Origin of the sequence: Actinocrinis sp. (genome assembly GCF_035653575.1) — a bacterium.
Classification (GTDB): Bacteria; Actinomycetota; Actinomycetes; order Streptomycetales; family Catenulisporaceae; genus Actinocrinis.
Genome location: NZ_DASRBQ010000096.1, coordinates 1 through 11,964, shown reverse-complemented (window position 1 = coordinate 11,964; position 11,964 = coordinate 1). Strand labels below are relative to the sequence as shown.

General features: G+C 68.9%; 12 protein-coding genes. 7 read left to right on the top strand and 5 right to left on the bottom strand.

The genetic code is table 11. The features are described 5' to 3' along the window. From VFA06_RS13610 to VFA06_RS13600, 3 genes are all read left to right on the top strand, one after another. Window positions 1–2,343, top strand: a 2,343-nt coding sequence (locus VFA06_RS13610) for an ATP-binding protein (protein WP_324840902.1), incomplete at its 5' end; no start/stop codon positions are given. Beyond that, on the top strand, window positions 2,340–3,074 hold the full coding sequence (locus VFA06_RS13605; protein WP_324840901.1) for a response regulator transcription factor: 735 nt from the start codon (window positions 2,340–2,342) through the stop codon (window positions 3,072–3,074). The genes VFA06_RS13610 and VFA06_RS13605, both read left to right, overlap by 4 nt. A 13-nt stretch (window positions 3,075–3,087) precedes the next feature. Continuing rightward, entirely contained in the window at window positions 3,088–3,702 is a 615-nt protein-coding gene (locus VFA06_RS13600) for a PH domain-containing protein (protein ID WP_324840900.1), read from the top strand. A gap of 85 nt (window positions 3,703–3,787) precedes the next feature. On the opposite strand, the gene VFA06_RS13595 is transcribed toward VFA06_RS13600, so the two are convergent. The 3 genes from VFA06_RS13595 to VFA06_RS13585 all read right to left on the bottom strand — a co-directional run bounded on the left by VFA06_RS13595 (window position 3,788) and on the right by VFA06_RS13585 (window position 6,960). Then, a complete protein-coding gene (locus tag VFA06_RS13595) occupies window positions 3,788–5,131 on the bottom strand; it encodes an alkaline phosphatase family protein (protein WP_324840899.1) in 1,344 nt (447 codons plus the stop codon). Between the two features lie 301 nt (window positions 5,132–5,432). Then, window positions 5,433–6,626, bottom strand: a complete 1,194-nt coding sequence (locus VFA06_RS13590) for an RNA polymerase sigma factor (protein ID WP_324840898.1) — start codon at window positions 6,624–6,626, stop codon at window positions 5,433–5,435. Next, entirely contained in the window at window positions 6,616–6,960 is a 345-nt protein-coding gene (locus tag VFA06_RS13585) for a YciI family protein (protein ID WP_324840897.1), read from the bottom strand. Before VFA06_RS13585 ends, VFA06_RS13590 begins: the two co-directional genes overlap by 11 nt. A 154-nt stretch (window positions 6,961–7,114) precedes the next feature. Between VFA06_RS13585 and VFA06_RS13580 the strand changes: the two genes are divergently transcribed. The 4 genes from VFA06_RS13580 (at window position 7,115) to VFA06_RS13565 (ending at window position 10,109) form a co-directional block, all read left to right on the top strand. Continuing rightward, window positions 7,115–7,582, top strand: coding sequence for an SRPBCC family protein (locus tag VFA06_RS13580; protein WP_324840896.1), 468 nt, complete (start codon window positions 7,115–7,117; stop codon window positions 7,580–7,582). Window positions 7,583–7,752: 170 nt separating this feature from the next. Next, window positions 7,753–8,187, top strand: coding sequence for a cupin domain-containing protein (locus VFA06_RS13575; protein ID WP_324840895.1), 435 nt, complete (start codon window positions 7,753–7,755; stop codon window positions 8,185–8,187). Window positions 8,188–8,513: 326 nt separating this feature from the next. Further along, the gene (locus tag VFA06_RS13570; protein WP_324840894.1) at window positions 8,514–9,377 is read left to right on the top strand and encodes a cellulose-binding domain-containing protein; all 864 of its coding nucleotides are present in this window, start codon (window positions 8,514–8,516) and stop codon (window positions 9,375–9,377) included. A gap of 246 nt (window positions 9,378–9,623) precedes the next feature. Continuing rightward, complete coding sequence (locus VFA06_RS13565; protein WP_324840893.1) at window positions 9,624–10,109, top strand: hypothetical protein; 486 nt, start codon at window positions 9,624–9,626, stop codon at window positions 10,107–10,109. A gap of 72 nt (window positions 10,110–10,181) precedes the next feature. Here VFA06_RS13565 and VFA06_RS13560 read toward each other — a convergent pair whose 3' ends face one another. Then, complete coding sequence (locus VFA06_RS13560) at window positions 10,182–10,694, bottom strand: hypothetical protein (protein ID WP_324840892.1); 513 nt, start codon at window positions 10,692–10,694, stop codon at window positions 10,182–10,184. Window positions 10,695–10,852: 158 nt separating this feature from the next. Then, window positions 10,853–11,964: transcription termination factor Rho (gene rho / locus VFA06_RS13555; protein WP_324840891.1), on the bottom strand; the 1,112-nt coding region annotated here is incomplete at its 5' end.

Genomic DNA, 11,964 nt, shown 5'->3' with positions numbered 1-11,964 from the left:
CCCGGCGGGCGGCACGAGAAGCGCTGGCAGGACGTGCAGGAGTTGCTGGACGCCGGGATCGAAGTGATCACCACGGTGAACGTCCAGCACCTCGAATCCCTCAACGACGTGGTGCAGCGCATCACCGCGGTCCCGCAGCGCGAGACTATACCGGACGAGGTGGTGCGCGCCGCCGACCAGATCGAGCTGGTGGACATGTCCCCGGAGGCGCTGCGTCGCCGGCTCGCGCACGGCAACGTCTACGCCGCCGAGAAGGTCGATGCGGCGCTGGGCAATTACTTCCGGGTCGGCAATCTGACCGCGCTGCGCGAGCTCGCCCTGCTGTGGACCGCCGACCGGGTCGACGAGGTCTTGCAGAAGTATCGCGAGGACCACCACATCGACAAGGTGTGGGAGGCGCGCGAACGGGTCGTCGTCGCGCTGCCCGGCGACGCGACGGGGGAGTTGCTCATCCGCCGGGCCGCGCGCATCGCGCAGCGCTCGATTAAGAACATGGGCTCGGCGAAGGCCGGTGGCGCAGGCGCGGAACTGCTCGCCGTGCACATCGCCCGCTCCGACGGCTTGTCGGGCAACACCAGCCCCACCGCGCTGGCCGCGCAACGCCACCTGGTCGAATCGCTCGGCGGCAGCTACCACACGATCGTCGGTGACGACGTGCCCAAAGCCCTGCTGGAGTTCGCCCGCGCGCAAAACGCCACCCAGCTCGTCCTCGGCACCTCGCGGCGTGGGCGGCTGGTCAGGTTCCTGACCGGCCGCGGGATCGGCGAAACCACGATCCAGCTCTCCGGCGACATCGACGTGCACATGGTCACCCACGAGGAGCCACGTGACTCCCGCCGCAGGATCTCCTGGCTGCCGCCCAATCCGCTGCGTGAGGCGGCCTGGGGCGACGGGCGCTGGCGCGGCCCGCTCGCCGCGCTGCTCGCTCCGCCCGCCCTGACCGCCGTGCTCACCCAGGTGCCGCACGGGTTGAACCTGACCAGCCAGGTGCTGATCTTCCTCGTGGTCACGGTGGCCGTGGCACGGCTCGGCGGCCTGCTCTCCGCACTGATCGCGGCGGCGTGGGCCTCCCTGCTGCTCAATTACTACTTCATCCCGCCGATCCACACCTTCACCATCGCCCAGGGCAATAACGTCATCGCCCTGGTCGCCTTCGTCGTCGTTGCCGCCACCGTCGCCTCGGTGGTCGACCTGGCGATCAAACAGACCCGCCGCGCCGCCAACGCCTCCGCAGAGGCTGAGACCCTCAACGCGTTCGCCGTCGCCGTGCTGCGCGGCGACTCCGCCATCCCCGCCCTGCTTGAGCGCTTCCGCGAGACCTTCGGCATGAACTCCGTCGTCATGCTCCAGCGCGCCAGCACCGATCGGGGCAACACCGGCGTGCACCTATCTGATGACAACGACGATCCCGCCCAGTGGACCGTGGTCGCCTCCACAGGCCAGGACTGCGCCGCCTGCCCCGGGCAGGCCGACACCGTCGTCGAGGCCGGGCCCGACGCGGTGATAGCGCTGCGCGGACGCACCCTGCCCGCCGCCGATCAGCGTGTGCTGGCCGCGTTCGCCGCGCAAGCCACCGCAGCCCTCGAACGCCGCCGCCTGGCCAAGTCCGCCGCGGAAGCCGCCAACCTCGCCGCTGCCGACAAGCTGCGCACCGCCCTGCTCGCCGCGGTCTCGCATGACCTGCGCACCCCGCTGGCGGCCGCGAAGGCCGCCGTCGGCACGCTGCGCGACCCCGACCTGCAGCTGCCGGCCGCCGACCGCGGCGAACTGCTGGAGGCCGCCGACCAGTCCCTCGACCGGCTTGCCCGACTCGTGGAGAACCTGCTGGACATGTCCCGGCTGCAATCAGGCGCCCTCAAACCGCGCCTGGAGACGGTGGATCCCTGCGAGATCCTGCCGCGCGCCATCGACGACGTACCCGAGGCCGCGGGCCGCGTCACCCTGGAGCCCGCCGAGAACAGCGTGCCCGTGCTCGCGGACGGCCCCCTGCTGGAGCGCGCCGTGGCCAACCTGATCGGCAATGCCGCCCGGCACACCGACTCCCCGATCACCGTCACCGTCTCAGCACTCGGCGACCGGGCGGAGATCCGGGTGATAGACCGCGGCCCCGGCATCCCCCAGGCCGACTGGGACCTGGTCTTCCGGCCCTTCCAACGCCGCGGCGACCGCGACAACGGCGCGGGCGTCGGGCTCGGGCTCGCCCTCGCTCGCGGCCTGACCGAGGTAATGGGCGGCGCCCTGACCCCCGAGGAAACCCCCGGCGGCGGCATCACCATGGTCCTCTCGCTGCCCGCCGCCACCCTCGCCCCCGAGCCCGCGCAGGACGAGGAACTGCTGGCATGATCCGGATCCTGGTAGTTGACGACGAGAAGCAACTGCTACGCGCCCTGCGCATCAACCTCACGGCGCGCAGCTACCAGGTGGCGACGGCCGCGGACGGCGCCGGCGCGCTGCAGGCGGTCGCCCAGCAGGTCCCCGACCTGGTCGTCCTGGACCTTGGACTGCCAGACATGGACAGCACCACCGTCATCGCGGGCCTGCGCGGCTGGATCAAGGTGCCGATCCTGGTGCTCTCCGGCCGCACCGACGCCGCCGACAAAGTCGATGCCCTCGACGCGGGCGCCGACGACTACGTCACCAAACCCTTCTCCATGGACGAACTCCTCGCCAGAATCAGAGCACTTATCCGCCGGGCCGAGTCCGACAGCGCCGCCGTTCCCACCGCGGCCGTCGGGCACTGGCTACGGACCGACTGTGTTCGCCATCATCGATCCGGACGGCAACACCCTGCGCGTCGCCCACAGGCACAGCGCACAACCCGGTGGACCTCCGCGCCGCCCGAGGCGCGCTTGCAGCGCACGCGGACCGGGTCAGTTGACTGTAACAATCGTGCTGGCGACACAGGAGCGGACAAGACGCTCTCCCGATCGGTGCCGGGTGTTTATCAGGCCTTAACCAGTGTCGCACCCGCGCCGCGAAGGATGGGTTGTCTGGGCACTGTTCGCCGTGCAGGCCGAGACCGCCCGGGCGCGTGCCGCGCACTTGTGACCCTGACAAGGACGACGCTGCGCTAAGGAGAGTCGCCTCGTGGAGCCGTTGCCGAACGACGCACCCGAAGACGCTCGGCCGATACCCGTGGAAGTCCGACTGCGTACGCTGACTCCGGCCGGGCACATCGCGCTCGCGTTCCCCTTCGCCTTCATCCCTCCGGTCGTGCTCGCCCTCGCCCTGGCCAACGTCATCCCGGCCGCGGCGTGTTGGGCGATCGCGGTCGTCGGCACTGCCGCGATCTGGCTGAAGCTGCGCGGGCGCCCATCGGTCGGCTTCACGGCCGACGCACTGGTCGTCGAGTCGCTCTTCGGTCGTCGCCGCGTCCCGTGGTCCGCTATCCGCAGTGTCGCGTTCGACGACGTCACCGACAGCGATACGCACGAAGTCGTCTACCGGCGGATCACCGTGCGGTACCTGCGCGATCCCGACCGGCCGCTGCCTGATATGCCGACGCGGTTGGGCGACTTCCGGGAGTGGAACCGACAGTACTTCCGCTCAGTCAACCTCCCTCTGTCCTTCCCCACACCGCAGGAGGAAACGGCGCAGCCCGACAAGCCCGCCTCACGGCGCACACGCCGCCGCGACCGCATGCGCGCGATCGTCCTGGAAGAGCTGGCCAAGCGTGGCTACAACCTGTCGAACGACACCTGACCTCAATCGCCGCCCCGGCAATCTCGCCTCGTTCGTAATCGAGCAAGCTCCACCATGCCCGAGACGCCCCGGACAGCCTGCCATGTCATCGTGACGCGGGGCCCGGGGGCGGAGTCGGGGAGAGGGCGATCGGTGGCAGCGGCGCCTGGCCGAAATCGAAGTCGGCCATCAGATCGCCGAGCTGTGGCGCATTCTCGCGTACATCCGGCCGCGGGTCGGGGCGGCCGTCGGTGGAAGGGGCGAGCCGCTGCCCCTTGAGAAACAGGTCCTCGATGAATTTGTCGTACGCGTCGAAGCTCATGGTCTGATGATCGATCGTGCCTCGCTTGGCGTAGGGGCTGATGACCAGGGCGGGCACGCGCAGCCCGTAGCCGTTCTCGTCCACGGTAGGCGGCGCCACGTGGTCGTAGAAGCCGCCCCAGTCGTCCCAGGCCAGGAAGATTGCGGTCGAGTCCCAGTCCGGCCCGTGCATGACCGCGTTGATGAGCGTGGTCACGTAGGCTTGCCCGGCGGAGATGGCTGCGGGCGGATGCTCGCTCACATCGCCGGAGGGCGCGAGCCACGAGACGGCCGGCAGGGTGCCGTTCTGAGCCCGGCTGAGAAAGTTGTCGACCGACTGGATGTTGCCCAGCTGCCCGTCCGCCTTGACCGTGTCGAAATAGGGCAGCGGGTTCCAGATGCCGGGCGTCTTTGCGTTCTGCTTGATCGGCGCGCAGGTGACGGCGCTGTCGTCCTCGCAATCCGGCTCGGTGCCGGTGGCAACGAAGTAGCCCCAGCTCACGCCGTATTCGTGCAGGAGATAGGTCAGGTCGGTCCAGGCGTAGATCGGTGCCTTACCCGTCCCGCCACCTTTGACGTCCGTCGGATCGCCCGGGTTCTGCAGTGCATTGACACAACTTGACGGGTTGCCGTGCTGGGTGCAGTGGGCCGACCATTCGGAGACCATGAACAGGTGCTCGGGCAGCGACCAGGAGGCGTTGGGTTCGAACATGTGGTCCTGGAGCACGAAGTCCTTCGCGTAGGTCCAGTAGTTCGGGATCTCCCGGGCGTCGTGCCAGCCCATCACGTCCGGCACCTTGCCGCTGCCACAGGCCGGGTTGTTCGGGTCCAGGCAGCCCTTGCGGGCCTTCTCGGCCTGCGTGACGAAGCCGTCCATTTTGCCGCTGGCGATGTCGGCAGTTGCGTTGGTCGCCCCGTGCGGGCCGCCGCCGTTGACGTCGTTCGGGTTGTGGAAGGGCCTGTCGCATCCGCCGGTCGCCGGGTCAGGGACGCAGACGTTGGCCGGAATGCCGTCCGCGCCCGGGAAGGTGCCGAAGTAGCTGTCGAACGACCGGTTCTCCTGCATGATCACCACGACGTGTTTGATCTTCGTCGCGCCGGGCGGCAGGCCCGCGACCGGCCCAGCTGTGAAGGTCCCGGTCGGGGCCACGCCCGCACCTGTCGCTGTTCCGGTGGCTGTCGGGGCCCCCGATCCGCTCGCGGTGCACGCCGCAGCGAGAGTGAACACGCTCAGCGTCCCAAAGATCGTGCGCAGTCTTGTCCGGTTGCCGACCATGGTGTCCACGCTACTTAGCGCGGTGTGTGAACCGGATAAATGAAGATGATTGGCTGGCCGAGCAACCCCTGGCTACGACGGTTTGAAGCGGGATCTGGCAGAGGGCTAGGAATCTCGACAGCGAATCCGCCACAAGGGTGATCACGCGGCGTCTGGTGGGCTGACGCCGGGGACATCAGTGGTCTGGCAGCGCGGTCTCTGCCAGCCGGTCGGCGAGGAATCGTTGCTCCGGCTCAGTCTGTGCGAGCTCGAGCGCACGGCGATAGGCATCGTGCGCCTCGCGGTCGCGACCGGCGCGGCGAAGGAGATTGGCGCGCGTGGAGTGGAAGTACCGGTAATGGTCCAGGTCGAGATGGTCGAGGATGGCCAGCCCGGCGTTGGGTCCGTCGATCTCGGCCACGGCGATGGCTCGGTTCAGCTCGACGATCGGGGAACGCGTCTGGCGGGCGAGCGTCTCGTACAGCAGGGCGATCTGCTGCCAGTCACGCGGTTCTTGCAAGTGCAGGTCGGCGATGGCCGCTTGGACCATGTACGGTCCGCTGTACTTGCGCGCCATGGCCCGCTGGAGCAGCGCTCGGCCCTCCTCGAGTTGCTGCGCGTCCCAGAGAGTGCGGTCCTGCTCGTCGAGCGGGACGATCTGCCCGTCGCGCACGCGGGCTGCCTTGCGCGCGTCGTTCAGCAGCATCAGGGCCAGTAACGCGAGCGCTTCGGGTTCGTCCGGCATCAGGTCGGCCAGTGCCCTGCCAAGGTGGATCGCCTCGGCGGCGAGATCGACGCGGCCGCCGCCCCAGCCCTGGTTGAAGATCAGGTAGACGACGGCGAGGACCGCCGCCAGCCGGTCCGGCAGCTGGTGATCGGGTGGCACCGCGAACGGGATGCCCGCGTCTCGGATCTTGCGCTTCGCCCTGGTCAGCCGCTTGCTCATGGTGTCGGGCGGGACGAGGAAGGCTAGCGCGATCTCCTCCGTGGACAGGCCGCCGAGCGTGCGCAGGGTGAGCGCCACCTGAGCTTCCAGGGCGAGCGCCGGGTGGCAGCAGGTGAAGATCAGCTCGAGGCGCTCGTCCGGGATGGCGGCATCATCCATGTGGGGCTCCGGTTCCGCCGCGGCGGCCGCGAGGTCGCGCGCGAGCAGCTTCGTCTTCGCGGCCAGCACCTGCTGGCGGCGCAGTTGGTCGACGGCGCGGTTGCGGGCGGTGGTGACCAGCCAGCCGGTCGGGTTCGTCGGTTCCCCGTCGCGCGGCCAGCGTTCAGCCGCGATGGCGAAGGCCTCGGCGGCGGCGTCCTCGGCCAGCTCGATGTCGCCGAGGATGCCCACCAGCGTGGCCAGCACTCGCCCCCACTGGTCGCGAAAGACGGCGTCAAGCGGCACGGAAACGCCTGTCGAGGATCGGCCGCACCTCGATCGCGGTGCCGGGCCGGGTGGTCTGGAGCATCTCCTCCGCGATCGCGAGCGCCGCGTCGAGGTTGTCGGCCTCGATCAGGATCAGGCCGCCGAGGTACTCCTTGCTGTCGATGAACGGGCCGTCGGTCAGCAGCGTGCGTCCGTTGTCGTTGCGCAGCGTCGTGGCCGACTCGGCGGCGTGCAGCCGCGCCCAGCCGGTGACGCTCGGTCCGTCGAGCAACGCGGCCAGAGAACCGGCGATCGGGCGCGCCGCGCGGTCCGTTTCCTCTGCCTGGCTGTAGACCAACAATGCGTACTGCATGGGGTCCTCCCTCACGGGTCGGTGCCGTTTCGAGTATCAGACGAACGGCGCCACCGCGAACGGACAACAAGCGCCGAGAGATTTTTCAGGCGCCGGTGTCCGTCCGGCGCCCGGCCGTTCGTCAATGCATCAGATCCGCCCGAGAGGGGCGGCGATGGCACCGGAGGAACTCATGCCCGACATCCTGCACCGCATCAGCATCGACGCCCCGGTCAAGCGGGTGCACGACCTCATCGCCAGCACCGAAGGCATCGCCCGCTGGTGGAGCGGGCGACCGCTTTCCGGCGAGCACGCGGTCGGCTCCAGCTTCAGTGTCTACTTCGGCGACGGCGAGCGGCCCGCCGCCGTCATGCAGGTCCTCGCCGACTCCCCGGAGGAGGTCGAATGGCTGGTCACCGCCGGTCCGGACTCGTGGCTCGACACCCACATCTCCTTCGTCCTGCGCCCGGCGAAGCACGGTGGCACCACGCTGCTGTTCACCCACGCCGGCTGGCAGCAGGCCAGCGAGTTCATGAGCGGATGCAGCACCAACTGGGGCGCCTACCTCACCAGCCTCAAGCACGGCGCCGAGCGCGACGCGTTCGCCGCGTACCCCAACAGCGAAATCAGCCGCTGGGACTGAGCGCGGCCCTGAGCGGCTTTAGCTGCCGGGCGATCGCACGTCACCGCCTGCGCGATGCCCTCGCGGCGATCACGATGAGTGCGCCCTAGATCGACAGTGCCTGCTAGCGTCTTCGCGCGATGGTCGAGTCCTGTGTAGGTAAAGTTCCAGCTCTGAGTTAAGGACACGAGATGCCAATCTCCTACCGCCGGATCGCGCTTGCGGGCGTTATCGCGACCAGTGCGGCACTCGCGCCGGAGATCGCGCACGCGACTCCCGCTTACGGCGTCAGTGGAGTCATCATCAGCAAGGTGAGCGTCGGCGGCACCGACTACATCCTGCGGCGCATCACCGTGCAGCCGGGCGGAAGCACCGGGTGGCACTACCACGATGGAACGCTTTACGCGTATGTCGAGGCGGGCACGCTCACCCACACCGACTCCGACTGCGTGACGACCAATAGCTACGGCGCTGGTGCGGCGTTCGTGGAGCCGAGCGGGCCGCACCACGTGCACATCGGCCGCAACCTCGGAACGACGCCGGTTGTGCTCGACGTCTTATACGTCGACCCGGCTGGCAGCCCGCTGTCGGAGGATGCGGCGAACCCGGGGTGCCCCTTCCAGTAAGCCCAAAGGCGGTTTTCACGGTCCGGTGGCCTCGGTGAAGGTTTCACCCGACGGCGAGGCGGACCGGATCGGAGCGCCGACCCGACCCGATGGGCCCCTAGCCCTGGTCCTTCGTCACCGGCGAGTCATCTGAGCTGGTGAGGCGCCAACCGTCAGCCACTCCGGTCCGGCGCAACGGGGGCCGGGAGAGCCGCGGCCGGGCATTTCTGGCCGGTACGGCGGCACGTATCGGTGGGCCGTCATTGAGTTAGCGTCGCGGCGGAGGCATCGTCGAACTCGTATACCGTCTCAGGTCACTGCCGTGGTGGCGGAACGGGTGATCGCCAGTGACTTCTCGTCGGCTTGGACTCATCGGCGCGCTCGTCGCGGGCCTGATCCTCAGCGCGGGGACCGCTGTGGCGGCGGGCGGCGGCGCGGCCCCGGATCTCACGTTCACTGCTGTGGGTACCGGTGACACGACCGCCGCGGCGCAGTCGGCCGCCGCTGCAGCCGTTCAGGCCGAGAAGAACACCTTCGTTCAGCGCACGGGTGCCGCCTGCGGCGCGACCCTCGCGTCGTCCCAGCAGGAGTTGCGGCTCAGCTCTGGAGGATCCGCGGTGGCCCTGTCGGTCAGCGTGTACTGCGGCGCGCCCGCCACGACCGCCTTCGGCGTGCTGGTGTACGGCTTCGCGACGAGCGACACGCAGATCAGTGCCGCGGACGCCGCCATCGGCGCCGCGACCAGCAACGAGAGCACCTACCTGCGGGCCACCGGCGCCACCTGCACTCCGCCTGGAGCGCCGGCGTCCGCGCAGACCTGGCAGTTGACGCAAGGCTGGGCCGCCGTCGGCATGTACCCAGCCAACTGCCAGGCGTCCACCTCCAGCCCACCTCCGGCCGGCAGCTGCCAGGTCACCTACACGGCCAGCAACTGGCCGGGCGGATTCACGGCCGACCTCACCATCACCAACACCGGCTCGTCCGCGATCAACGGATGGACGCTGAGCTTCACTTTCCCCGGCGACCAGCACATCACCAACACCTGGACCGCCACAGTCGCGCAATCGGGCGCCAGCGTCACGGCCGCGAACCTGAGCTACGACGCGGTCATCGCTCCCGGCGCCAGCCAGTCGTTCGGCGTTCAGGGCACTTGGTCTGGCAGCGACATGTCACCCACCGGCTTCACTGTCAACGGCGCGTCCTGCATGTGACCAGTCGGGACTCACGACAGGCAACCGGCGTACCTGCACGACCTTCGCTAGACGGCCAGCGATAGTACGTATATTCGATCTGGTGTTGCCGCTGGCCACACCCGCGCGAAAGTGGTGGGGGTACGTGTGCGCGGCGCTCGCAAGGCGTGCGCGTTGCTCCGCGCTTCTTGTGAGGCCAGTGGCCTGAGTCGCACGGCCGTTCACCGGGAACGAAAGGTGTGCGAGCCGTGTGAGAGGCGGTCGGTCATGGGCGACGCCGAGGATGAGCGCGCGCTGCCGCCTTACTGGTTGGTCCACGCACTGACGTGGCCTGTTCGCATCGATGAGTGGAGCTTGGCCCGGGCTGCCCTGGTCTGGGCGCCCCCGCTCGAGGCGTCGCTGCCGCCGTCGGCGCGGGACGTGCGTGACGTCGCAGAGGCCTACCACGAGCAACACAGCGGCAGCGTGGTCTTCTTCTCAGACCTCGAAGCGTTCCTTGAGCGAGAGGGCACCAGTTGGCGTGAACGACGCACAGAGCCTCGCGTCGCGCTTGACCACCTCCTGCACGGGGACCTCGCTGTGCCAAGCCTGCTCCTCCTGATCAGTCGTTACGCACACAAGATCATCGCCGATGCGGCGGCTGCTCCCTCCTGGCAACGCGAAGCGGTGCGCCGTGCTGTCGCACTTCAGCTTGCTGCCGACTGGCCCGCGCACATACGGCGTCTGATCGATGAAGGGCGCTACACCGCGTAGATCTGGAACTCGTGGAGCGCGGAGCTGGTGCTCGCGAGATCCGGACACGCTCGCCGGCCTCCCCGCGGGGCGTCAGTGTGCTTCGAGGTTCTGGCGCTGGGTCAGGCACTGTCGCAGTCGTGCGATCTTCTCCTCGAAGTGCCTGTCGTAGTACGAGGCTTTGTCGAAGACGCGCGATAGGCGCGAAGACGGGCCAAGTGCGGTCCTGAGCATGAACAACGGCACCTTTGTGCCGTCGGCCATGATCAGGCATGGGTACCGGTAGCCCTCACGGCCGCGCCCCTGCGAAACCACTTCAATGTCGCGGATCTCGCTCCACGGCACGAGTACCGGTCGGCCGCGCCAGGCCCGCCCTTCGATGCCGGCGTCGACCAGCCGTACGTAACTGCCTGGCAGAGCTCTGCGCACGGCCAGCGGCGTGCCGATCGCGTCGGAGATGAGAAGCGTCCAGCCGACAAAGGCGTTCGGCGAACTGAACAGACCGACCCCGGCCAGGGCCATCGCGCCGACGGCCAGGTAGATGCCAAAGCCGATCAACAACCGGAAGCGATCCCACCACGGCTCGCGATACACGACGACCCCCATTGCCTCAGCGTGGCACCGCCTGGCAGGGTTCGTCTACCGCATAGTGACTCTGGACAGAACGAACTACCGCGCGAGGGACATAAGGGCGTTCTGGGTCTTTCAATCCGGGCAGGTGGGCTCCGCCAACGGCCAAGGCGGCGGCCGCGCTGACCGGTGACTTAGGACCCTGACGGGGCGGTGAGCCGGACGCTGCTCAGGAACTCGGCGTTGCTCCTGGTCCGCCTGGTCTGCTCCAGCAGCAGTTCGACGGCCTGCTGATTGGTCTGGCCGCGCAGGACTCGCCGCAGCCGCCGAGTGGCCTCGAGTTCGCCAGCCGGCAGCAGCAACTCCTCGCGGCGGGTGCCGGATCCGGCGACGTCGATCGCGGGGAAGATCCGCCTGTCGGAGAGAGCGCGGTCCAACCGCAGTTCCATGTTGCCTGTGCTCTTGAGCTCTTCGAAGAAGTAGTCGTCGGCACGCGACCCGGTATCGATCAGCGCAGTAGCCAGGATGGTCACCGAACCGCCCTCCTCCAGATTGCGGGCGGCGCCGAACAGCTGCTTGGGACCGGATACCGCCGCGGCGTCGACGCCGCCGGACAAGGTGCGGCCCCCGGCCTTGGCGTTGTTGTTGTGCGCCCGACACAGGCGAGTGAGGGAGTCGAGCAGGATCACGACGTCCCGACCCCGCTCGGCGAGACGCTTGGCGCGCTCGACCGCCAACTCGGCGAGCGCGATGTGCTCGGGTGCCGGGCGGTCGAAGGTGGAGGCGAGGACCTCGGCCCGGTCGGCGACCGAGCGACGCATGTCGGTGACCTCTTCGGGGCGCTCGTCGAGCAGCACGAGCATCAGGTGCGCCTCGGGATGGTTGCGGGTGACCGCCTGGGCGATGGCCTGCAGGAGCATGGTCTTGCCCGTCTTGGGCTGAGCGACGATCAGGCCGCGCTGACCTTTGCCGATCGGCGCGAGCAGGTCGATGATCCGGGTGTCGCGCCGGCCGGGGTCGGTCTCCAGGCGCAGGCGCTCCTGCGGGTGCAGCGGGATCATCGCGGCGAAGTTCTTCCTGGCGGCCGATTCGCCAGGGGGCCGTCCGTCGACTGCGTCGACGCGGACGAGCGGGCGCGCCTTGGCCGGGGCGGGCTGCTTGCCGTGCGGTGTCGGTCTCTGCGACTGCTGAGATGCGGCCGCGCCCTCGACCAGGTCGCCGGCACGCAGCCCGTACTCGCGGATGACGGCAGGCGGGACGTAGACGTCCAGCGGGCCGGGCAGATATCCGGCGGTGCGCAGGAAGC